The following is a 23,192-nucleotide window of genomic DNA, read 5'->3' as shown; positions in this document are numbered from 1 at the left end:
GCCGCCCGGCCCGCGGCGTCCGGGGTCGGCCGAGCCGCCATGTCGTAGGGAGCCGGGATTGTCAGAACAGGCGGTGGCCGAGTACCGGATCGAGGATCTCGCGCACCACAGCGGGGCGACCGTACGCACCATCAGGGCGTACCAGGACCGTGGGCTGCTGCCGAAGCCGGAGCGGCGCGGGCGCTCCAACGTCTACCGGGACACGCATCTGGCACGGTTGCGCCAGATCGCCGATCTGCTGGACCGCGGCTACACCCTGGCCTCCATCAAGGAGCTGCTGGAGGCATGGGACGCCGGACGCGGGCTCGGCGGTGTGCTGGGGCTCGTCGCCGAGGTCCACGGACCCTGGACCGACGAGGAAGCCGCCCGGATCAGCCGCGCCGAGCTGAACGAGCGGTTCGGCGGCCGGCCCGACGACGACGCGGTGGGCGAGGCGTGCGAGCTGGGCGTGCTGGAGGCGATCCCGGGCCGCCCGGACGAGTTCCTCGTGCCCTCCCCGCAGGAGCTGGCGGTGGCCGCCGAGCTGTACGCGGCCGGGGTGCCGCTGTCCGCCATCACCGGCCATCTGCGGGAGCTGCGCGGGCAGGTGGAGCACATCGCCTCGCGGTTCCTGGAGTTCACCACCGAGCACGTCTTCGCCCGTTACCTCGGGGAGGTCCCGCCGACGGACGCGGACGCGGCGGAGGCGGCGACGATGGTGCGCAGACTGCGCCCCCTGGCCCAGCAGACGGTGGACGCCGAGCTGGCGCGGGCGATGCGGCTGTTCGCGACCCGGCACCTGCAGCGCCATCTCGGGGCGGCCGGGGCGGCGCAGCCCTCCGGGCCCGCGTCGGTGCCGCTGCCGGCGGAGACGGTACGGGCGGTGCAGGAGCTGGTCGGCTCCGAGCACGTCGGGGAGTTCGTCCGGGCCGCCACGGAGCGGGAGCTCCAGGCCCGGACGATGAACGAACTGGCGCGCCGGGCCGGCGGGTAACGGCCCGCCGCAGCCGCGGGTGGCGGGCCAGTGGCAGCCGCCGGTGGCGGCCCGGGGACAGCCGGACCGTAGTCCACAGGGCGGATCACTCGTTTACCGTCAAATCCCACCCAACCGGCTGTGGACAAGTCGTCCATTCCTGTGGACGAGCCTGTGGACGACTCAACCGACGGTCTCGTAGCCGGGGTTCGCGGGGGCGGCGGTCCCGGGGGCGCGGACGGGTACGGCCGGACCCACGGTCGCCGGCGCGTCCTTCGGTTGGCGCCCGGTGCCCCCGTAGAGGAGGGCGGCGAGGGCCAGGCCCAGGACACCACCGACCGCCTGGGCCGCGATGAACCCGGGCAGCGACTGCGGGGCGATGCCGGCGAAGGAGTCGCTGAAGGCGCGCCCGACGGTCCCCGCCGGGTTGGCGAACGAGCCGGACGAGGTGAACCAGATCGCGGAGGCGATGTACGCCGCGACCGCGGCCGGGATCAGCCTCGGGCGCCCGATGCGCTCCAGGCCCTGGATGAGCAGGACGAGTCCCGCGGTGGCGACGACCTCGCCGACGAGCAGGTGGCCGCCGCCGCGGATCTGGGTGGAGAAGGTGCCGGGGGTCCGGCCGAACATCACCTCGGCGAGGACGGCGCCGCTGATGGCCCCGGCGGTCTGGGCGGCGCTGTAGACCAGGGCTTCCCTGCCGCCGATCCCCTCGCCGCCGCGCCGGCGGGCCCACCAGGAGGTGAGGGTGACGACCGGGTTGAGGTGGGCTCCGGACAGCGGCCCGAAGAGCGTGATGATCAGCCCGAGGCCGATGGCCGAGGCGAGCGAGTTTGCGACGAGGGCGACACCGGTGTCCCGGCTGAGGTCGGAGGCCTGGATACCGGAACCGATCACCACCACGAGGAGGCCGGCGGTGCCGATGAGTTCGGCGACCGCGCGGCGCGGCAGAGAAGCGTGGATCGTCATGGGTTCTCCCCCTGGGCAGTAGTTCAGCGGAAAATGTATTCCGTATCTTGGAAACGCGATAGAGGGTGTCCGAGACCGGCAGAGCGCCGATAAATCGCTGCTCGACCCCCGTCCGACCCGGCAAGCTGGTGCCATGGACGACAGACGCACCGTGAAGGTGTCCAAATACGTCTCGAAACACCTGCGGCATCAGCCGGAACGCATCGGACTGGTGCTCGATCCCCAGGGCTGGGTGGAGATCGACGATCTTCTCCATGCGGCCGCCGCCCACGGATTCCCCGTCAGCCGCGCCGAGCTCGACCACGTCGTCGCCGCCAACGACAAGCAGCGGTTCGCCGTCGACGGCACCCGCATCCGCGCCAACCAGGGCCACACCGTCCCCGTGGACCTGGACCTGCCGGAGGCCGAGCCGCCCGCGTACCTGTACCACGGCACCGTCGGCGCCGCCCTCGACGCGATCCGCGCCGAGGGTCTGCGTCCCATGGCCCGCCACCACGTGCACCTGTCCCCCGACCGGGAGACCGCGACCCGGGTGGGCGCGCGCCGCGGCCGGCCCGTCGTCCTGGCGGTGGACGCGGGGGCGATGCGCGCGGCGGGGCACGTCTTCCGGATCAGCGCCAACGGCGTGTGGCTGGTGGATGCCGTGCCGCCGCAGTTCCTGCGCTTCTCGTAACGCCCTTCGCCGCCGTCCGGCCCGTTCCCGTACCGCCCGGCGGCGCCGCAATTCACCGAGAGATTGTCAGATCATCCCCCTACTCTGTTCCTCATTCCGATCCGTGAGGGGGGTACCTCGCGATCGCCGAACCATCCATGCGAAATACGCGAGGTGACGCCCCGTGACGTCCACATCGGCTTCCTTCTCCCACTCCGATTCCTCGGCCAACAGCTTCCAGGTCGATCTGCGCGGCCTGGTCGACCTGCTCTCCCACCACCTCTACTCCAGCCCGCGCGTCTACGTCCGCGAGCTGCTGCAGAACGCGGTGGACGCCGTCACCGCCCGCCATGCACTCGACCCCGGAGCCGAGATCCGCATCCGCCTGTCGGCGTCCGCGAACCGGGTGACCATCGAGGACAGCGGCATCGGCCTGACCGCCGCCGAGGCCCACTCGCTCCTCGCCACCATCGGCCGCAGCTCCAAGCGCGGCGGCGACCACGGTCTGGAGACCACCCGCCAGGAGTTCCTGGGCCAGTTCGGCATCGGCCTGCTCGCCTGCTTCGTCGTCGCCCGGCAGATCCGCGTCATCACCCGTTCCGCGCGCGACCCCCGGGCCGCGCCCGTCGAGTGGCTGGCCACGGACGACGGCTCGTACACGGTCCGCGAACTGCCCGACGAGGCTCGGCGGGAGCCCGGCACCACCGTCATCCTGGAGGCCCGGCCGGGGGCCGAGGAGTGGACCGTCCCGGCCAAGGTCGAGCAGCTGGCCCGCGACTACGGCGCCCTGCTCCCCTACGACATCACCTTCGACGACGGCGAGGGCGGCGAGCCGCGGCCCGTCACCGACCGGCCCGCCGTGTGGGACCGCCCCCACCCCACCCCCGCCGCGCGCCGCGTCGCACTCGCCGGCCACTGTGCGCAGCTCTTCGGTTTCACCCCGCTCGACAGCATCGACCTCGACCTGCCCGTCGCCGGCGTGCGCGGAGTGGCGTACGTCCTGCCCGAGCCGACCAGCCCCGCCCACCGGGCCGGACACCGCGTCCACCTCAAGGGGATGCTGCTCACGGACCACGCCGACAACCTGCTGCCCGACTGGGCGTTCTTCGTCCGCGCGGTCATCGACACCGACACGCTGCGCCCCACCGCCTCCCGGGAGAACCTGTACGACGACGAGACCCTGTCCGCGGTACGGGAAGCCCTCGGCGCCCGGGTCCGGGCCTGGCTCGCCGAACTCGCCGCGAGCGAACCCGAGCGCCTGGCAGCCTTCCTGAGCGTCCACCACCTCGGCGTGAAGTCCCTGGCCCGGCACGACGCCGAGCTGCTCGGCCTGATGCTGCCCTGGCTGCCCTTCGAGACCAGCGACGGCTCTATGAGCCTCCAGGAGTTCACGGCCGCCCACACCGAGATCCACTTCACGCGCACCGTCGAGGAGTTCCGCCAGATCGCCCCGATCGCGGCGGCCCACGGCCTCGGCGTCATCAACGCCGGCTACACCTACGACGCCGACCTCCTCGCCCTGCTGCCGACCGTCCGGCCGGACCTCAAGGTCATGGAGCTGGACGCCGGGGCCGTCACCGAGCGGCTCGACCCGGTCCCGACCGGCGCCGAACTGGCCCTCGCCCCCTTCCTGTCCACGGCCCGCACCCGCCTGGAGCCGCAGGGCTGCGACGTCGTGCTGCGCGCCTTCCAGCCCGTCTCCGTCCCCGCCCTCTACCTCGACGACCGCCAGGCCCGCCAGGAGCGCGACCGCACGGCGGCCCTGAGCAGCGCCGACTCCCTGTGGAGCGGAATCCTCGGCGCTCTGCGCGGCTCCGCACCCCGCGCCCGCCTGGTCCTCAACCACAACAACCCGCTGATCCGTCGGATCGCGGCCCTGCCCGACGAGGCCCTGACCGGTACGGCCGTCGAATCGCTCTACGGGCAGGCGCTGCTGATGTCCCAGCGGCCGCTGCGCCCCGCCGACTCCACCCTGCTCAACCGGGCCTTCCTCGGGCTCCTGGAATGGGCGACCCACTCCACCGACTCCCCGGAGGGACGGAAGTGACCACACTGACGCGCGAGGAGATCGAGCAGGGCCTGGCGGAGAACAGCAGCTCCCCGAACGGGACCGCGCGCAATGCGCACGCCGAGGTGCTCGCGGGCGCGGCGGAGGCCATCGGTGACGGGGCTCTGTTCCGCCGGGCCCTCGACAATCTGATCAACGCCTACCTCTGGAGCGCCGAGTCCTCCAAGATGCTGGTGCCGTTCGCCCGGCTGCTCCAGGAGTACGACAAGGACCCCGGGGCCTTCTCCCGGTGGGAGGCCCACTCGCTGTTCTGGCAGTTCAAATGGGTGGCCACGGCCATCGGCGACTCCCCGGAGGTCCCTCTGGAGTCCGCCACGGGCTGGCTGGACGAGATGGAGCGCCGCTACCGGATCGCCGGCTACAGCGAGCGCCCGGTACGCGAGGCAGAGCTGTGGCTCGCCGACGCGATCGGCGACGACGACCGGGCCGAGCGGGCGTTCCGGGCCTGGCTGGCCGCCGACCGCGACGACATGAGCGACTGCCACGCCTGCGAACTCAACGGCCAGGGTGCGTACGCCGTGCTGCGCGGGGACGACCTCCAGGCCCTGGACGTCTGGCAGCCCGTGCTGGCGGGCAACCGGACCTGCGCCGAGGAGCCCCACCGGGTGCTCGCCGCTTCGCTGCTGCCGCTGCTGCGCGTCGGCCGCCTCGACGAGGCCCGCTCGCACCACGTGCGCGGCTACCGCATGGCCCGCGGCAACGAGAGCCTGCTGCCGTCGGTCGGCAAGCACATCGAGTTCTGCGCCCTGAGCGGCAACGAGTCACGCGGCCTGGAGATCCTCGCCGAGCATGCCGCCCACGTCGGCCCCCTCGTCAACGTCGACGACCAGATGGCGTTCCACGGCGGCGTCCTCGTCCTGCTGCGCCGGCTGATCGAGCTGGGGCACGGCCAGAGCCCGGCCGTCCCCTACGAGGGTGTCCCGCACTCGGTCTCCGAGCTGTACGAGGTGCTGCGCGCGGGCTCGCTCGACATCGCCCGGCGGTTCGACGCCCGCAACGGCACCAGCCGGGTCTCCGACCGCTTCCTCGCCCGGATCGGGCGTGAGCCACTGGTCGACGTACTGCCCCTGGGGGTGCGCAGCACGGCGCTGCCGCAGCCGCGGACCGCCGCACCCGCGAGCCCCGCCGCGGCCGCGCCCGTACCGCCGGCGGCCGGCTTCGACGAGCTGGTGGAGCGGGCCCGGCAGGCCCGGGAACAGCGGCATCCCGCGGCCGACGCACTGTGGGACGAGGTCGGCGTACGCGCGGACACGTGCCCGGAGAGCGCAGCGGACCCGCTGGTCATGGCCGATGTGGCTGACCACCGGGCCCTGGCGGCCGCCCGCGCCGGGGCGGACGACGCGGCGGCGCTGCTGGAGGCGGTCCGGGACCGCTACCGGGAGCTCGGGCAGGACGATCGCGCCGCGCTGGCCCAGCTGCGGCTGGCGAGCGCGGCCGCGCAGTCCGGGGCCGAGCCCCGGCGGATCCGGGAGCTGCTGGCGGTCGCCGTGGACGCTGCCGAGGCACTGGCCCCGGACGAGCCGCTGCGCCCGCGCCGGATCGCGCTGGCGGAGCTGACGGCGATCCGCGTGGAGTCGTACCTGCGCCCCCTGGAGGCAGGTGCGGAGCACGATCACGAACACGGCCCCGGAGAGGACCACGGGCACGGTGAGCTGGCGGCCGAGCTCGTGGCGTTCGCCGCCGCCCACCGGGAGTCGCTGCCCGGCCTGGCGGCGGAGGCCGAGGAGATGCTCGGCCGCATCGCCCTGTCTCAGGGCGACCCCGAGCGCGCCCTGCCGCTGCTGGCCTCGTCCGCGGGGCGCTCGGTGTCGGCGGGTCTGCCCTGGCAGGCGGTGGACGCGCTGGTGCTGCGCGCCGGTGTGCTGATGTCGCTGGGCCGGCCCGCGGAGGCGGAGGCGGACGCGCGTTCCGCGCTGGAACACTCCGCGGAGGTGGTCGACGCCGAGACGCAGGGCGTCGTACGGCTCACCCTGGCGGACATCCTGCTGCGCCGGGCCGACGCCGCGGCGGAAGCGGCCGAGCACGCCCTCACCGCGGCGCACTGGTTCGACCAGGCGGGTCTGACCTCCGACGGAGGGGCGCAGGCCCGGCTGGTGCTGGCGCGGGCGTACGCGCGGGAGAACCGGCACGCCGACGCGGTGGAGGTCTTGCAGTCGACGCTGCCCGACCTGCTGGAGCACGGCGAGGGCCAGACCGTGTCCGTACGGGAGTTCCTCGGGGACCTGCTGCGCCAGCTGAACGATCCCCGGGCGGCTGCGGAGCAGTACCTGCTGGCGGCGGAGGTGGCCAAGGGGTGGGAGGACCCGCGACCGCAGGCCGTCTTCGCGCAGGCTGCCGCGGAGCAGCTCTCCGCCGCGCGCCTGGTCCCGGAGGCGGTCGCCGCGTACGAGCGGTCGCTGGAGCTGTACCGGGCGGCGGGGGGTGCCCCGGTCGCGGAGGTGCGGATCCTGCGCTCGCTGGCCTGGATGGCGCCGCGGGGGGACACCGGCGCGGCGGCGTGGGCGCGGGCGCGGGACCTGATGGACCAGGCGGTCGCCGTCCTGGAGACCGCGTCGGCCGAACAGGCGCAGGCCCCCGGGGAGCAGGCCGCGGAGCTTCGGGCCGAGCTCGCCCAGACCTGGCTCCAGCTGGCGCAGGTGCTCGACTGGCGGGTCACCTCGCACGAGGAGGCGGAGGACGCCGAGGACGAGGACGCGGACCGCGGTGACGAGGAGGGCGGTGACGAGGAGGGCGCCCGGGACTCCCGCCGCACCGGGGCGCAGGACGAGCCGGACACAGCGGCACTGCGGCTGGAGGAGATCGAGCTGACGGAGCGGGCCGCCGCCCTCTATGCGGAGCTGGGTCCGGACCATCTGGGGGACCGGCTCCAGTGTGTGCAGTACGCGGCCTGGACCGAGCAGGAGATCGGTCGCGGCGAGGCGGGAATCGCCCGTCTCTCGGCCCTGGTGGACGAGCTCCTGGCGGTGAGCGACGGGGTACCCGGGGATCTGCTGGAGCGTGCCCAGTCGTCCCTGGACAGCCTGAAGCGGTCCTCCTGAGGCCCCTGGAGCACTGAACTCCCGAGGTTGTGCCGTTCTGCCGCCGATGCCCCGTCGCCACCAGGCGCCGGGGCATCGCGGGCATCAGCCGGCCAGCTGGGCCAGGCCCTCGGTGGCGATCTTCTCGAAGACCTTCTCGTCGGCCGCGAACTCGGAGTCCGGGATCGGCGCGTGGATCACGATCTCCGTGAAACCGAGCTCCTGGTGGCGCCCGGCGAAGTCGACGAACGCGTCCACGGAGTCCAGCATCGTGGTGCGCTCCGGGGTGAAGCCGGTCAGCAGGATCTTCTCCACCGACTCGGGCGCCCGCCCGATCTCGGCGAACGCCTTGTCGAGCCGTGCCAGCTGGCCGGCGATGGCCGCCAGCGACTGCTCGGGGGTGCCCTCCTCGAAGAGCTTCGGATCGCCGGTGGTCACCCAGGCCTGTCCGTGGGCGGCGGCCAGCTTGAGACCCCGCGGGCCGGTCGCGGCGACCGCGAACGGCAGGCGGGGCCGCTGCACGCAGCCGGGGATGTTGCGGGCCTCGTCGGCGGAGTAGAAGGTGCCGCGTTCACTGGTCGCGGCCTCGGTGAGCAGCCGGTCCAGCAGCGGCACGAACTCTGCGAAGCGGTCCGCGCGCTCCCGCGGGGTCCAGGGGTCCTGGCCGAGCGCAGTGGCGTCGAAACCGTTGCCGCCGGCGCCGATACCGAGGGTGAGGCGGCCGCCGGAGATGTCGTCCAGCGACATGAGCTCCTTGGCCAGTGTCACCGGGTGCCGGAAGTTCGGAGAGGTGACGAGCGTGCCCAGGCGCAGCGTCTCGGTGGCTGCGGCCGCCGCGGTCAGGGTCGGGATCGCGCCAAACCACGGCAGGTCACGGAAGGACCGCCAGGTCAGGTGGTCATAGGTGTAGGCCGTGTGGAACCCGAGCCGCTCGGCTCGCACCCACTGGTCGCGGCCGCCCCCGTGCCACGGGCGTACCGGGAGGATCACAGTGCTCAGACGCAGACTCATGGGTTCGAGACTACGGCCCTGCTCATGTTTCACGTGAAACATGAGCAGTCCCCGTGTCACCGGAGGACGCGTCTCCACGGTGGCTGGGGGAGAAACATCGCCATCCCGTGCAAGGGTCCTGCCCGCGCTGGTCCGCTGCCGCAGGGCCATCGGCGAAGATGGAGGCGTGACCTCGGCTCCCCAGCGCCCGGACGGGCCTACCCCCACCCCCCGGCTCATCGCCACCGACCTCGACGGCACCCTGCTGCGCGACGACAAATCCGTCTCGCTCCGCACGGTCGCCGCCCTCGCCGCCGCCGAGAAGGCCGGGATCGAGGTCTTCTTCGTCACCGGCCGCCCGGCCCGCTGGATGGACGTGGTCAGCGACCACGTCCACGGCCACGGTCTGGCGATCTGCGCGAACGGAGCCGCGGTGGTCGACCTCCACGCGGGCCGGGAGTTCGTACAGGTGCGTGCGCTGCCGCGGGCGACGGCGCTGACGGTCGTGGAGACGCTGCGCTCCAGCGTTCCGGGCACCTCCTTCGCGGTCGAGCTGACCACGGGCATCAACTACGAGCCGCTGTACCCGCCCTTCTTCCAGGACCCGGGCGCCAAGGTGGCCACTGCGGAGAAGCTGCTGGAGAAGGAGGCGGACGACACCTCCGCTCCCGTCCTGAAGCTGCTCGCGCACCACGCCGAGCTCGCCCCGGACGAGTTCCTGGCACTCGCCCGCTCGGCCGCCGGCGCCTACGCGTCGATCACCCGCTCCAGCCCGACCGCCCTGCTGGAGATCAGCGGACTGGGCGTCTCCAAGGCCAGCACCCTCGAGCTGTGCTGCGCCGAGCGCGGGATCTCGCCCGCCGAGGTCGTCGCCTTCGGTGACATGCCGAACGACGTGGAGATGCTTCGCTGGGCGGGCACCTCGTACGCGATGGGCAACGCCCACCCGGACGTCCTCGCGGCGGCTTCCGGCCGTACGGTCGCCAACAACGAGGACGGCGTCGCGGTCGTCATCGAGCGCATCATCGCGGAACGCGCCGCCCACCAGAGATAGAACCGGCGGCCTGGGCCTGGGCTTGAGCCCGGGCCTGGGCTTGAGCCTGGGCCTGGGCTTGAGCCTGGGCCGGCCAGAGCGTCAGAGCGGGGCCTCCCACACCAGGGTGGTCCCCGTGCTCTCCTCGCCGATACCGGGGCCGTACGAGCTCGATCCGCCCAGCGATTCGGCCCGGCGGCGCAGATTCCGCAGCCCGCTGCGCCGGCCGCCCTCCGGGATGCCCACCCCGTCGTCGGCGACCTCCAGCCGTACCCCGGGCCGCCCGTCGGCCAGCGTGGCGGTGCAGTCCACCACCACCTCGATCCGGGACGCCTCCGCGTGCCGGAAGGCGTTCGACAGGGCTTCGCGCAGCGCAGCGATCAGGTTCTTGCCCACCAGTTCGCCGACCATCGTGTCGACCGGGCCGAGGAACCGGTGCGAGGGTTTGAAGCCCAATGGCACCGCGGCCATGTTGATCTCCCGCAGGACCCGGGTGCGCAGCCCCGACGGGGCCTCGGCAGGCCCCTGCTGGAGCGCGAAGATCGCGGTGCGGATCTCCTGGATGGTCACGTCCAGCTCGTCCACGGCCTTGCCCACCCCGTCGACGACCTCCGGGACCATGGACCGCCGCTGGGCGCCCTCCAACATCATTCCGGTGGCGAACAGCCGCTGGATGACGAGGTCGTGCAGGTCCCTGGCGATCCGGTCGCGGTCCTCGAACACCGCGAGCCGCTCCCGGTCGCGCTGTGCCTCGGCCATCATCAGTGCGAGCGCGGCCTGGGAGGCGAACTGGGTGGCCAGGGTCCGCTCGGACTCGCTGAACGGCCGCTCGCCCCGGCCCCGCGGGGTGACCAGCGCACCCAGCACCCGGCCCCCGCTGTGCAGCGGCAGCATCATGCAGGGTCCGTACTGGCTGGTCAGCGGGCTGATCATGCGAGGGTCGGAGGCGGCGTCATCCGCGAAGACCGGCTCGCCCCGGAGCAGCTTCGCCACCACCGGGCTCTCGGCCGGGATCACCAGGCCGAGCGAGGTGGCCGGGTTGTCGGCGGAGACGGCGACGATCTCCATGCCGCCCTCCTCCGCGGGCAGCAGCACGATCCCGGCGGCGGAGTCCGCCAGACGGCGGGCCTGCTCGGCCACCACCGCGAGGGCGTCGTCCGCGTCGCCACCCGACAGCAGGGCGGTCGTGACGGCGACCGAGCCGTCGATCCACCGCTCCCGCTGGGTGGCGGCCTCGTACAGCCGGGCGTTGCCGATCGCGATGCCCGCCTCGGTGGCCAGGACCCGGACCATGTGGACGTCGTAGTCGTTGAACCGGCCGCCGTCGTTCTTCTCGGCGAGGTACAGATTGCCGAAGATCTCCCCCTGCACCCGGATCGGGACGCCGAGGAAGGTCTTCATGGGCGGGTGGTGCGGCGGGAACCCGGCCGAGCGCGGGTCCTTCGTCAGGTCGGCGAGCTGCACCGTGCCGGAATGCGCGATCAGCGCGCCGAGCAGGCCCCGCTTCCCGTCCGGCCGGTGTCCGATCTTCCGGGCCGTCTCGGCGTCGATGCCGAAGGTGACGAAGTCCGACAGCCCGCGGCCCTCGACGTCGACGACGCCGATCGCCGCGTACCGGGCGTCCGCGAGTTCGGCCGCGGTCTCGCAGATGCGGTCGAGGGTGGAGTGCAGTTCCAGGCCGGTCCCGACCGAACGCATGGCCTCCAGCAGTTGCGGCACCCGCGCAGTGAGCTCGGTGGAGAGGCCCTGCAGACTCCGGGTGGCCTGGGTGGCCGCCACCAGCGTGTCCGGTGTTCCGGGCGGTGACTCCGGCGGTTCCTGTGACTCCTGCACTGACATGCCCTTGAGCGTAGTTAGTCCCTTTTACCGGGGAAAGTCGGCCAGGACCCCGTCGGATGCCCGTTCGCGCTCCAGCAGCTTCCGCAGCGGTCCCTCCACGGCCGCCAGCTCCGCGTAGGCGCCCCGCTGCACGACCGCTCCGCGCTCCAGTACGAGCACCTCGTCGACCGCCTCCAGGCCCGCCAGCCGGTGCGTGATCAGCACGGTGGTCCGGCCCTCGGTCGCCGCCAGCAGATCCGCCGTCAGGGCGTCCGCGGTGGCCAGGTCCAGGTGTTCGGCCGGTTCGTCGAGCACGAGCACGGGGAAGTCGGCGAGCAGTGCCCTGGCCAGGGCAAGCCGCTGGCGCTGGCCGCCGGAGATCCGCTCGCCGTGCTCGCCGACCAGGGTGTCCAGGCCGTCCGGGAGGCCGTCGGCCCACTCCAGCAGCCGGGCCGCCGCCAGGGCCTGCCGCAGCTGCTCCTCGCTCGCCCCGGGCCGGGCCAGCCGCAGGTTCTCCCGTACCGAGCTGTCGAAGAGGTGCGCGTCCTGGGCACACAGGCCCACGATCCGGCGGACCCCGTCGCTGTCGAGGCTGCGCGCGTCGGTCCCGCCCAGCGTGTACGTGCCCTGGTGGAGGTCCAGGAACCGCAGCAGGACCTGGGCCAGCGAGGTTTTGCCCGCACCCGAGGGACCGACGACGGCGAGCCGCCGGCCGGCCTCCAGGGTCAGGTCCAGCCCGTGCAGAGCGTCCCGTTCCTGCCCGGGATGGCGGGCTGCCAGCCCCGTGAGCCGCAGCGGGAAGGGGGAGGTCGGCATCCCGGCCGGGCGTTCCGGCTCGGCGACCGGGACGGGAGCGTCGATGACCTCGTGGATCCGCTCGGCGCTGCGGCGCACCCGCTGCCGGTACTGGACGGCCTGCGGAAGGCCGTTGACCGCTTCGAAGGCGGCGAGCGGAGTCAGCACGGCCACGGCCATGGCCACGCCGGACAGCCGTCCGTCGTGCACGGCTCCGGCGGCCAGGGCTGCGCAGGCCACCACGGTCAGCCCGCACGCCAGGGCGGTCAGTCCGGCCCCGAGTCCGCCGGCGGCGGCTGTGCGGGCGGCGATGGCGGTCAGCGTCCGGTCACCGTCCTTCGCGGCGTCCTTGCGCCCGGTCAGCGCGCCGGCGACGGTCAGCTCGGCGGTCCCGGTCAGCAGGTCGGCCACCCGGGTCGCGAGTTCTCCGCGGGCCGGCGCAAGCTGCCGCTCCGCACGCCGGGCGCAGGCTCCGCTGACGAGCGGCACCCCGACCCCCGCGGCGAACAGCCCGAAGGCGAGCGCTGCTCCCGCCCCCGGCAGCAGCCAGGCGGTGAAGGCGACCGAGCCGGTGCCGACGAGCACGGCGGTGCCGACCGGCAGCAGCCAGCGCAGCCAGTAGTCCTGGAGGGAGTCGGCGTCGGCCACCACACGGGCCAGCAGGTCTCCGCGCCGCTGCTGCCGCAGCCCGGCGGGTGCGATGCGCTCCAGTCGGCGGAACACCGAGACCCGCAGTTCGGCGAGCATCCGCAGCACGGCGTCGTGCGAAACGAGCCGCTCCGCGTACCGGAAGACGGCGCGTCCGATCCCGAAGGTCCGGGTCGCCGTGACGGCCACCATCAGGTAGAGCACCGGCGGTTGTTCCGAGGCCCGCGAGATGAGCCATCCGGAGACGGCCATCAACCCGACGCTGCACCCGACGGCCAGCGCCCCGAGCAGCAGGCCGAGCCTGAACCGCCCCTGCCAGGGCCTGGCCACGGCGCGCACCCGCCGGAGCGGATCGTCCCCGCCCGAGTCGCCGCCGACGGCCTTGGCGGTCCGTTCGGGAGCGCTGCCGAGGATCCGTTCGCCGGGAGCCGACAGCCCGTTGCGCTCCCCGCCGAGGCCGTCGGAGCCGGCGCCCCTGGCTGCGCGCGCGGGGGAGGGGAGGGCCCGGAGCCCCGCGGCTCCCACCGGCACCACGCGGTCGGCCACGGCCAGCAGCGCCGGCCGGTGGACGACCAGCAGCACGGTCCGGCCGACCGCGAGGCGTCGTACGGCGTCCACCACGGCCGCCTCGGTCTCCCCGTCGAGTGCCGCGGTCGGCTCGTCCAGCAACAGCACGGGCCGGTCCGCGAGGAACGCCCGTGCGAGGGCGAGTCGCTGACGCTGGCCGGCGGACAGCCCGACCCCGCCTTCTCCGAGCTCGGTGTCGACCCCGCGGGGCAGTGTGGAGACGAACTCCCATGCCCCGGCGTCCTTCAGGGCCCCGGCCACCGCGTCCGCGGACGCGTCCGGCCGTGCCAGCCGTACGTTCTGCGCGATCGTCCCGGCGAACAGGTGCGGGCGCTGCGGTACCCATGCGATCCGCTCCCGCCACTGTTCCAGCGACAGCGAGGCGAGGTCCACACCCCCGATCCGCACCTGGCCCGCAGTCGGTGACACGAAGCCCAGCAGCACCTGGAGCAGCGTGGACTTGCCCGCGCCGCTCGGTCCGGTGAGGGCCACGCACTCCCCGGGTCCCACCGTCAGCGAGACCGGTCCCGGCGAGTCCTCTCCCCGGCCCTCGTAGCGGACGGCGACGCCGTCGAGCTCGATCCGCAGCCCGGCGGCCGGCACCGGGGCTCCGCCGCCGGAGGTGGCGACCGGGGTCTGGAGCACCTCGAAGATCTCCTCCGCGGCCGCCAGCCCCTCGGCGGCCGCGTGGTACTGCGCCCCGACCTGGCGCAGCGGCAGATAGGCCTCGGGGGCCAGGATCAGGATGACCAGCCCGGTGTACAGGTCGAGTTCCCCGTGGACCAACCGCATGCCGATGGTCACGGCGACCAGCGCCACGGACAGTGTCGCCAGCAGCTCCAGCGCGAAGGAGGATAGGAACGCGATGCGCAGGGTCCGTACGGTCGCCTGCCGGTACTCGTCGGTGATCTTGCGGATCGACTCGGCCTGGGCCTTGGCTCTGCCGAAGACCTTCAGCGTCGGCAGCCCGGCCACCACGTCCAGGAAGTGGCCCGACAGCCGGGACAGCAGCCGCCACTGGCGGTCCATGCGGGACTGGGTGGCCATGCCGATCAGCACCATGAACAGCGGAATGAGCGGCAGCGTGACCACGATGATGGCCGCTGAGACCCAGTCCTCGGTGACGATCCGCGCGAGGACCGCCCCCGGGACCACCACCGCGAGTCCCAGCTGGGGCAGGTAGCGGGAGAAGTAGTCGTCCAGGGCGTCCACGCCCCGGGTGGCCAGCGCCACCAGCGATCCGGTCTGCCGACCGCTCAGCCAGCCGGGCCCCAGATCCGCCGCGCGGTCCAGCAGCCGCCCCCTGAGCTGCGACTTGACCGCCGCACTCGCCCGGTGGGCGGCCAGCTCCGTGAGCCAGGCGAGCAGGCCGCGCCCCAGCGCCACTGCCGCCAGCAACAGCAGCGGCGTGCGCAGCGCCTGTCCGTCCAGCCCCTGCTCGAAGGCGCCGACCACGATCTCGGCGATCAGCATCGCCTGACCTACGACCAGCCCCGCCCCGGCAAACCCCAGGCCCACCACGGCCGCCAGGAAGAGGCGGGTGGAGCGGGCGTACCGGAGCAGGCGCGGGTCGATCGGTTTCACGTGAAACATCCCCCAGAGCAGGGTCGGGCAGCAGGGTCGGGATCAGTGCGCGTCAGCGATGTGCTGCGTACCGATCCGCTTGCGGAACACCCAGTAGGTCCAGCCCTGGTAGAGCAGGACGAGCGGCGTGGCCACTCCCGCGCACCAGGTCATGATCTTCAGCGTGTACGGGCTGGATGAGGCGTTGGTGACCGTGAGGTTCCACGCGTCGTTCAGCGAGGACGGCATCACGTTCGGGAAGAGCGTCAGGAAGAGCATCGCGACCGCGGCCGCGATGGTGATCCCGGAGAGGGCGAACGACCAGCCCTCGCGGCCCGCGAGGTTGCAGGCCAGGGCTCCCACCAGAGCCACGACCGCGACGGCCATGGCGACCAGGCTCTTGCCGTCGCCGTGCGAGACCTGGGTCCAGCCCAGGAAGGCGAGGGCCAGCACGGCGGTGAGCAGGCCCAGCCGGGTCGCCAGTGTGCGCGAGCGCTCCCGGATGTCCCCGACCGTCTTGAGGGCGGTGAACACCGCCCCGTGGAAGGTGAAGAGGGTGAGGGTGACGAGGCCGCCGAGCAGCGAGTAGACGTTGAGCAGGTCGAAAAGGCCGCCGACGTAGTTCATGCGCTCGTCGATCTTCACGCCGCGCACGATGTTGGCGAAGGCCACGCCCCAGAGGAACGCGGGGATCAGCGAGGTCCAGAAGATGGCGTGTTCCCAGTTGGTCTGCCACCTGTCCTCGTCCCGCTTGTGCCGGTACTCGAAGGCGACGCCGCGGATGATCAGGCAGATCAGGATGAGCAGCAGCGGCAGGTAGAACCCCGAGAAGAGGGTGGCGTACCACTCCGGGAAGGCGGCGAAGGTGGCACCGCCGGCGGTGAGCAGCCAGACCTCGTTGCCGTCCCACACGGGTCCGATCGTGTTGATCAGGACCCGTCGCTCCTTGCGGTCGCGGGCGAGCAGCTTGGTCAGGACTCCGACCCCGAAGTCGAAGCCCTCCAGGAAGAAGTAGCCGGTCCACAGGACGGCGATGAGCACGAACCAGACGTCATGGAGTTGCATGGTGTGGTCCCCTCAGCCTCAGTACGAGAAGGCCATCGGCCGGTCGGGGTTCTTGTCGTCCCCGCCGATCTTGGTGGGCGGGTTCAGGTCGGCCTCGGTGAGCTCGGGCGGCCCGAGCTTCACGTACTTCACCAGCAGCCTGACCTCGATCACCGCGAGCACGGCGTACAGGAGAGTGAAGCCGATCATCGAGGTGAGCACCTCGCCCTGGGAGACGTGGGGCGAGACCGCGTCACGGGTGCGCAGGACGCCGTAGACCACCCAGGGCTGGCGGCCCATCTCCGTGAAGATCCAGCCCCAGGAGTTGGCGATCAGCGGGAAGCCCATGGTCCACAGGGCGACGATCCAGTACCACGTGGCGAACCGGGGACTGAGCGCCTTCTTGAAGAGGACGAGGTGCGGGACCTCGTCCTCGCCGGTCCGCAGGCCCGGAGGCAGCATGAACTTCTTGCGGGTGAGCCAGAGCCCCAGCACTCCGACGCCGAGCGAGGCCATGCCGAAGCCGATCATCCAGCGGAAGCCCCAGTAGGCGACGGGGATGTTGGGCCGGTAGTCGCCGGGCCCGAACTTCTCCTGTTCCGCCTTGTTGACGTCGTTGATGCCGGGGACGAAAGAGGTGAAGTCGTCGTTGGCCAGGAAGGACAACAGACCCGGGATCTCTATCGCGACCTTGTTGTGGCCCTTTTCGACGTCTCCGTAGGCGAAGACCGAGAAGGGCGCGGGAGCCTCGCCGTCCCAGAGCGCCTCGGCGGCGGCCATCTTCATCGGCTGCTGCTTGAACATGACCTTGCCGAGCAGGTCACCGCTGATGGCGGTGCCCATGCCGGCGATGATCAGGGTGACCAGGCCGAGCCGCAGCGACGTCCGCATCACGGGGATGTGCTTCTTGCGTGCCAGGTGGAAGGCCGAGATGCCGACCATGAAGGCGCCGCCGACCAGGAAGGCCGCCGTGATGGTGTGGAAGAACTGGGTCAGGGCCGTGTTCTGGGTGAGCACCAGCCAGAAGTCGGTGAGCTCGGCGCGGCCCCGCTCCCCGTTGATCCGGTAGCCGACCGGGTGCTGCATCCAGGAATTCGCCGCGAGGATGAAGTACGCGGAGAGGATGGTGCCGATCGAGACCATCCAGATGCAGGCCAGGTGGATCTTCTTCGGCAGCTTGTCCCAGCCGAAGATCCACAGGCCGATGAAGGTCGACTCGAAGAAGAAGGCGATCAGCGCCTCGAAGGCCAGCGGGGCCCCGAAGACGTCACCGACGAAACGCGAGTAGTCGGACCAGTTCATGCCGAACTGGAACTCCTGCACGATGCCCGTGACGACACCCATCGCGATATTGATCAAGAAAAGCTTGCCCCAGAACTTGGTGGCCCTGAGGTACTTCTCTTTCCCCGAACGCACCCAGGCGGTCTGAAGACCTGCCGTGAGTGCGGCGAGCGAGATCGTCAGCGGGACGAACAGGAAGTGGTAGACGGTGGTGATGCCGAACTGCCAGCGCGCCAACGTCTCTGGCGCCAAAGCTACGTCCACGTCGTCGTCTCCTTCGGTGCGCCGTGGTCACTGCCGCAGTTTGCCTGGCATGCCCTACCCAATAGCTGACAAAGCAGGACACGCTTGTGAACGCGTTCACATTCACAAGCATTATGTCGTACCGCTCCCGACGCCTTTCAGCCGGGGTCCCCCTAGTCAATACATTCAACAGATTGTTGAATGTCGTTCATGAGGATTCGGATCTCCTGGCCCGCGGGCCAGCTCACGGCAACCCTTGACGAGACCCCGACCAGCAAAGCGCTGGCCGAGGCCCTCCCGATCTCCGCCTCCGCCCACACCTGGGGCGAAGAGGTGTACTTCGACACCGGCGTCTGCGCGGCGCTGGAACACGACGCCCGTCAGGTCGTCGACCCCGGCACCGTCGCGTTCTGGACCGAGGGCGACGCGCTCGCGCTGCCCTACGGCCCCACGCCCATCTCGCGCGGAGGCGAGAGCCGCCTGGCGAGCCCGTGCAACGTGCTCGGCTCGTTCGACGGCGACCCCCGCCTGTTGTCCACCGTCCGCGACGGTGACCCGATCCGCGTGGAACTCGCGTAGCTCCCGAGGACCCGTGCAGCCCCCGGGGCTACATCTCCTTGAAGAAGGCCTCCGCCGTGTGCAGGAAGAGGTCGTTCGCCTCGGGCTCGCCGATCGTGACCCGCAGGCCCTCACCCGCGAAGGGCCGGACCACCACACCGGCCTTCTCGCAGGCCGCCGCGAACTCGACCGTCCGCTCCCCCAGCCTCATCCACACGAAGTTCGCCTGCGTCTGCGGCACCACGGTCCAGCCCTGCCCGAGCAGCGCCTCGTAGACCCGTGCACGCTCACCCACCAGCGCCCCGACCCGGCCCATCAGCTCGTCCTCGGCCCGCAGCGAGGCGACCGCCGCGTCCTGGGCGAGCTGGCTGACGCCGAAGGGCACCGCCGTCTTGCGCAGCGCCGCCGCCACCGGCTCGTGCGCCACCGCGAAGCCCACGCGCAGGCCGGCCAGTCCGTACGCCTTGGAGAACGTACGCAGCACGCAGACGTTCGGGCGGCTGCGGTAGAGCTCGATGCCGTCCGGCACCTCGACGTCGCGGACGAACTCGCGGTACGCCTCGTCCAGCACCACCAGGATGTCCGAGGGCACGCGGTCCAGGAACCGCTCCAGCTCGGCGCGGCGCACCGCGGTGCCGGTGGGGTTGTTGGGGTTGCAGACGAAGATCAGCCGGGTCCGCTCGGTGATCGCGTCGAACATCGCGTCGAGGTCGTGCACGTCCCCGTCGGTCAGCGGGACCTGCACGGACTTCGCACCCGAGATCTGCGTGATGATCGGGTAGGCCTCGAAGGAACGCCATGCGTAGATGACCTCGTCGCCCGGACCGGCCGTCGACTGGATCAGCGACTGGGCCACACCCACGGAGCCCGTGCCTGTGGCGATGTGCTCGACCGGCACGCCGAACCGCTCGGCGAGCTCGTTCACCAGGCCCGTGCAGGCCATGTCCGGGTAACGGTTGAACTGGCCGGCCGCCGCGACGGCCGACTCCAGCACCCCGGACAGGGGCGGGTAGGGGTTCTCGTTCGAGGACAGCTTGTACGCGACGGGCCCGCCCGCGGCGGCGGGCTTCCCCGGCTTGTAGGTGGGAATGCCGTCCAGCTCGGCGCGCAGCTTCGGGCTCTTCTCGCTCACCGCAGGTCCTCCTCGACCGTCCCGTACGACGTCGCCGTCGACTCAATACTGCTCACCTTATGAGGATTCCGCCCTCCCGAAAATGGCAGCGCCGGGATTGCGGGGGAGCGCACGCATATATGCGCACGCCGGTGGCCCGCGCCGTGGCGCGCATCCCTCGTACAGGTGAGTTGAAACCGCCCCCAGACCGCACCGGTTTGGCATGCCCGGACCCGACGACAAACGGCCTACTCACTCTGCGGTGCCAATTTCCTTCATTTCCAAGGTCATTGGGGGTGGCGAACCGTGCAGAATCGTGCCTGTCAACGCGTGCATATGCACCCGGACCACCCACCCCGCCGAGCCCTACTATCGGCTCGCCATGACAGCAGCAGGGAAGCATCAGGTGAGCCGGACCGAGACCACCCGGCGGGCCGCCGGCCGACAGGGCCGGGCAGGCATCAGGGACGTGGCCGCCGCGGCGGGCGTCTCGATCACGACCGTCTCCGACGCGCTCAATGGCAAGGGGCGGCTGCCGGACGCCACGCGCCGCCACGTTCGCGAAGTCGCCGACCGGCTGGGCTACCGCCCCTCAGCCGCGGCCCGCACCCTCCGTACCGGCAAGTCGGGCCTCATCGGCCTGACCGTGACGACGTACGGGGATGAACCTTTCACCTTCACCGAATTCGCGTACTTCGCCGAGATGGCCAGGGCCGCCACCTCGGCCGCGCTCGCCCGCGGCTACGCCCTCGTCATCCTCCCCGCCACCTCCCGACACGACGTGTGGTCCAACGTGGCCCTCGACGGCACCGTCGTCATCGACCCCTCCGACCACGATCCCGTCGTCAGCGAACTGGTCCGCCAGGGCCTCCCCGTCGTCTCCGACGGCCGTCCGGCGGGCTCCCTCCCGGTCACCGCCTGGGTCGACAACGACCACGAGGCCGCCGTACTCAACCTGCTGGACCACCTCGCCGCCGCCGGCGCCCGCCGGATCGGGCTGCTGACCGGCACCACCACCGACACCTACACCCGGCTCTCCACCACCGCCTACCTCAACTGGTGCCAGCGCGTCGGCCAGGACCCCGTCTACGAGTCGTACCCCGCCCACGACCCGTGCGCGGGCGCCGTGGCCGCGGACCGGCTGCTCGCCCGGCCCGACCGCCCCGACGCCGTGTACGGGCTCTTCGACCCCAACGGGACCGACCTGCTCGCCGCCGCCCGGCGCTACGGCCTGCGGGTCCCCGAGGACCTGCTGCTCGTGTGCTGCAGCGAGTCCACCGTGTACGCCAACACCGAACCGCCCATCACCACCCTGTCCCTCAAACCGCGCCGCATCGGCACCGCCGTCGTGCAGTTGCTCATCGACGCCATCGAGGGAGTCGACACCGGCCGACCGGTCGAACAGGTGGTCCCGACCGAGCTGATCATCCGTACGTCCTCGCAGCGCAGGCAGACCCGTACGACGATCAGTCCGCCCCGCTCACCGGCCAAGGACTGACCGTCACACCCCGGATACGGCGGCGCCGACAGCTCCGCCGAGGATTTCAGCAACACCCATTTCAGGCGAAAGCGGCAGGAACTATTGGTTCCGCCCCGGATTCACCACCCCTGGTGCGTCACAGAGCGCGAGCCGCATTCCTATGATGGGCGCACGACATCACGGACCCTCCGTTCAGGAGGCCAGGAGGGTCCGCAGGTGTACGGCAGCGCGACGGTGGTGGAGGGGTCGATGACTCAGGGGGCCGGTCAGGGACCCGTGATGCGGACGGAGACGCTGCGGGACTTCCGGGTCCCGGTCACCGAGCCCGCCCCGTACGGCGTGCCCGGTGGGCAACCCGACGAGGCCCCGGTGTACGGCGGGTACCCGGCGTACTACGGGGAGGGCACGTCCGTTCCCGCGCAGCCGCCCGTGGGCCAGGCACCCGCCGCGGGCGGACCGGCCGACGAGGACGGCCTCGACGACGGCTACACCCCCACCCACCGCGACCTCCCGGTCATCAGCCGCGGTGGACCCGGTGACACCGTCCAGGTCCAGTACGTCCCCCAGGAAGCCCCAGCCACGGGCCCGGGACCGCTGTACGTCGTCGGCGACGTCCACGGCTACCTGGACGAGCTCGTCACCGAACTCCAGGCCCAGGGCCTCATCGACGCCGACCACCGCTGGTCGGCCGGCAACGCCCGCATCTGGTTCCTCGGCGACTTCACCGACCGCGGTCCCGACGGCATCGGCGTGATCGACCTCGTGATGCGGCTGTCCGCCGAGGCAGCGGCCGCCGGCGGCTACTGCAAGGCCCTCATGGGCAACCACGAGCTGCTCCTCATCGGCGCCAAGCGGTTCGGCGACACCCCCGTCGCCTCGGGCGCCGGCACCGCCACCTTCCAGGCAGCCTGGCTGCTCAACGGCGGCCAGCGCACCGACATGGAGCGCCTGGAGGACGTCCACCTGCAGTGGATGTCGCGGCTGGACGCGGCCGTGCTGGTGGACGGGCACCTGCTGCTGCACTCCGACACCACCGCGTACCTCGATTACGGCGACTCCATCGAGGACGTCAACGACACCATCCACGAGTTGCTCAACCGCAACGACGCCGACATCACGTGGGACCTGTTCCGCAAGTTCACGAAGCGGTTCGCCTTCCGTGACGAGGAGACCGGCCCCCAGGCCGTACGCGAACTCCTCGACACCTACGGCGGCGGCCGCGTCGTGCACGGGCACAGTCCCATCCCCTACCTGCTGGGCGAGGTGGGCACCGAGGACGGCGACGAATCGCACGGCCCGGAGGCCGTGAACGGCCCGCACGTGTACGCGGACGGGCTCGCCATCGCGATGGACGGCGGGGTCACGATGGCGGGCAAACTGCTGGTCGTGCAACTCCCGTTGAACGACTGAGGGTTATCAGAACGGGGGTAATTTCGGGAAAGCCCCTGTCACCCCGTGGCATGGGCGCTCTACCATCGCCCTATCCATAGCAGGCTCTCCTCCGTTTTGTGCCGGCGCCCGGGTCTACGCGGGCCAACCGGTCCCCACGGAGCATCGGGGGATGCACATGAACAGCGCTCCGCACCTGCTGACCGAAGACCGACCGGAGTTCGATCGGCTCCTCGACGAGGCGCTGCGCACCGCGCACGAACGGCCCGAGCTCGCCGCCCTCGGCGAGCGTCTGAACGCCGAACAACTGCGCACGATGGCCATCGGGGCCACCGCGCTGCTGACGGCCGCCGCCGCGGCCGAGTACGACCACTACGTCAAACTCCGCGGGGAGCGGCGCGGGGAGGCCCTGGCCGTGCCGGGATCGGCCGGGGACGGGACCGGGGGGCAGGCCGAGGGCGAGGACGGCGCGGGCGCAGGCGCCGTGATCGCGGTGCTCGCGCCGGTCCTGGCCGGCACCGCGATGCTGATCTTCCTGCTGGTGGGGTACGTCCTGAAGGCCGTCGAGCCCGAACCGGCCTTCGCCGAAACGATGCTGACGGCCGGTTGGCTGTTCGGGGCCCTGACCGTGGTGTCCCTGGTCTTCGCGGTGATCGGCCTGCTGGTGACGGCGGTCCGCAACAGCGCGACCGAGGTGGTGGCGCAGGACGACGACGAGGCGATGTCCGACGAGGTCGCGCGGGCCCGCGAGGCCTGGCGGCTCGCCCTGCTGGAGCGGGGCATCCTGCCGTTCCTGCGGGACGCGCTGGCCGATCCGAGTACGGGGCCGGTGTATCCGGCCCCCGGTACGCCGAAGGCCGGGCGTATCCCCAACCTGGGATACACCCGGCCCGACTTCACCAGTCCGGGGTCCACTTCACAGGGACCCCGCCCCGGTTACACACCGCCGGACTTCACCGGCCCGGATTTCGGCGGCCCGGAGGCCGGCACGCCGTGACGGCGCCGCGTACCGGA

The 23,192-nt window shown here is 71.8% G+C and carries 16 protein-coding genes; 9 read left to right on the top strand and 7 right to left on the bottom strand.

Features of this window, described 5'->3' with window-relative positions; genetic code table 11:
• The first annotated feature begins 58 nt into the window (after positions 1 to 58).
• Positions 59 to 973: a MerR family transcriptional regulator gene (locus tag ACIPK4_RS08915; RefSeq protein ID WP_402310366.1), complete on the top strand. Its 915-nt coding sequence runs from the start codon at positions 59 to 61 to the stop codon at positions 971 to 973.
• Between the two features lie 162 nt (positions 974 to 1,135).
• Here ACIPK4_RS08915 and ACIPK4_RS08910 read toward each other — a convergent pair whose 3' ends face one another.
• Positions 1,136 to 1,921: an aquaporin gene (locus ACIPK4_RS08910; RefSeq protein ID WP_402310365.1), complete on the bottom strand. Its 786-nt coding sequence runs from the start codon at positions 1,919 to 1,921 to the stop codon at positions 1,136 to 1,138.
• Between the two features lie 133 nt (positions 1,922 to 2,054).
• On the opposite strand from ACIPK4_RS08910, the gene ACIPK4_RS08905 reads away from it, so the two are divergent.
• From ACIPK4_RS08905 to ACIPK4_RS08895, 3 genes are all read left to right on the top strand, one after another.
• Positions 2,055 to 2,594 carry an RNA 2'-phosphotransferase gene (locus ACIPK4_RS08905; RefSeq protein ID WP_402310363.1) on the top strand — a complete coding sequence of 180 codons (540 nt, stop codon included), beginning with the start codon at positions 2,055 to 2,057 and terminating at the stop codon, positions 2,592 to 2,594.
• A gap of 163 nt (positions 2,595 to 2,757) precedes the next feature.
• Positions 2,758 to 4,620: an HSP90 family protein gene (locus ACIPK4_RS08900; protein WP_402310360.1), complete on the top strand. Its 1,863-nt coding sequence runs from the start codon at positions 2,758 to 2,760 to the stop codon at positions 4,618 to 4,620.
• Complete coding sequence (locus ACIPK4_RS08895; RefSeq protein ID WP_402310357.1) at positions 4,617 to 7,679, top strand: tetratricopeptide repeat protein; 3,063 nt, start codon at positions 4,617 to 4,619, stop codon at positions 7,677 to 7,679. Before ACIPK4_RS08900 ends, ACIPK4_RS08895 begins: the two co-directional genes overlap by 4 nt.
• 84 nt (positions 7,680 to 7,763) lie before the next feature.
• On the opposite strand, the gene ACIPK4_RS08890 is transcribed toward ACIPK4_RS08895, so the two are convergent.
• Entirely contained in the window at positions 7,764 to 8,669 is a 906-nt protein-coding gene (locus tag ACIPK4_RS08890; RefSeq protein WP_402310354.1) for an LLM class flavin-dependent oxidoreductase, read from the bottom strand.
• Between the two features lie 148 nt (positions 8,670 to 8,817).
• Between ACIPK4_RS08890 and ACIPK4_RS08885 the strand changes: the two genes are divergently transcribed.
• Entirely contained in the window at positions 8,818 to 9,702 is an 885-nt protein-coding gene (locus tag ACIPK4_RS08885; RefSeq protein WP_402310635.1) for a Cof-type HAD-IIB family hydrolase, read from the top strand.
• 81 nt (positions 9,703 to 9,783) lie between these two features.
• Here the strand turns inward: ACIPK4_RS08885 and ACIPK4_RS08880 are convergent, their stop codons facing one another.
• From ACIPK4_RS08880 to ACIPK4_RS08865, 4 genes are read right to left on the bottom strand one after another with little or no spacing between them, the layout of a single operon-like run.
• Positions 9,784 to 11,520 (bottom strand): GAF domain-containing sensor histidine kinase, encoded by a 1,737-nt coding sequence (locus ACIPK4_RS08880; RefSeq protein ID WP_402310351.1) that lies wholly within the window; start codon positions 11,518 to 11,520, stop codon positions 9,784 to 9,786.
• A 24-nt stretch (positions 11,521 to 11,544) separates the two neighbouring features.
• Positions 11,545 to 15,093 carry a thiol reductant ABC exporter subunit CydD gene (gene cydD / locus ACIPK4_RS08875; protein WP_402310348.1) on the bottom strand — a complete coding sequence of 1,183 codons (3,549 nt, stop codon included), beginning with the start codon at positions 15,091 to 15,093 and terminating at the stop codon, positions 11,545 to 11,547.
• Positions 15,094 to 15,135: 42 nt separating this feature from the next.
• Positions 15,136 to 16,137, bottom strand: a complete 1,002-nt coding sequence (cydB, locus tag ACIPK4_RS08870; RefSeq protein ID WP_402310345.1) for a cytochrome d ubiquinol oxidase subunit II — start codon at positions 16,135 to 16,137, stop codon at positions 15,136 to 15,138.
• Between the two features lie 18 nt (positions 16,138 to 16,155).
• Complete coding sequence (locus tag ACIPK4_RS08865) at positions 16,156 to 17,661, bottom strand: cytochrome ubiquinol oxidase subunit I (RefSeq protein WP_402310342.1); 1,506 nt, start codon at positions 17,659 to 17,661, stop codon at positions 16,156 to 16,158.
• 189 nt (positions 17,662 to 17,850) lie between these two features.
• Between ACIPK4_RS08865 and ACIPK4_RS08860 the strand changes: the two genes are divergently transcribed.
• Positions 17,851 to 18,219 (top strand): cyclophilin-like fold protein, encoded by a 369-nt coding sequence (locus ACIPK4_RS08860; RefSeq protein WP_376192580.1) that lies wholly within the window; start codon positions 17,851 to 17,853, stop codon positions 18,217 to 18,219.
• 28 nt (positions 18,220 to 18,247) lie between these two features.
• Here the strand turns inward: ACIPK4_RS08860 and hisC are convergent, their stop codons facing one another.
• Positions 18,248 to 19,330, bottom strand: coding sequence for a histidinol-phosphate transaminase (hisC, locus tag ACIPK4_RS08855; RefSeq protein ID WP_376192578.1), 1,083 nt, complete (start codon positions 19,328 to 19,330; stop codon positions 18,248 to 18,250).
• 361 nt (positions 19,331 to 19,691) lie between these two features.
• Here hisC and ACIPK4_RS08850 point away from each other — a divergent pair, with 361 nt between their 5' ends.
• The 3 genes from ACIPK4_RS08850 (at position 19,692) to ACIPK4_RS08840 (ending at position 23,175) form a co-directional block, all read left to right on the top strand.
• Positions 19,692 to 20,807 (top strand): LacI family DNA-binding transcriptional regulator, encoded by a 1,116-nt coding sequence (locus ACIPK4_RS08850; RefSeq protein WP_054227206.1) that lies wholly within the window; start codon positions 19,692 to 19,694, stop codon positions 20,805 to 20,807.
• Positions 20,808 to 21,023: 216 nt separating this feature from the next.
• On the top strand, positions 21,024 to 22,199 hold the full coding sequence (locus tag ACIPK4_RS08845) for a metallophosphoesterase (RefSeq protein WP_402310633.1): 1,176 nt from the start codon (positions 21,024 to 21,026) through the stop codon (positions 22,197 to 22,199).
• Positions 22,200 to 22,350: 151 nt separating this feature from the next.
• On the top strand, positions 22,351 to 23,175 hold the full coding sequence (locus ACIPK4_RS08840; protein ID WP_402310339.1) for a hypothetical protein: 825 nt from the start codon (positions 22,351 to 22,353) through the stop codon (positions 23,173 to 23,175).
• Positions 23,176 to 23,192 lie beyond the last annotated feature (17 nt).

The sequence above is a fragment of the Streptomyces sp. NPDC086989 genome, from assembly GCF_044745505.1.
Taxonomy (GTDB): domain Bacteria; phylum Actinomycetota; class Actinomycetes; order Streptomycetales; family Streptomycetaceae; genus Streptomyces.
This window is presented reverse-complemented; position numbering and strand designations above follow the sequence as displayed.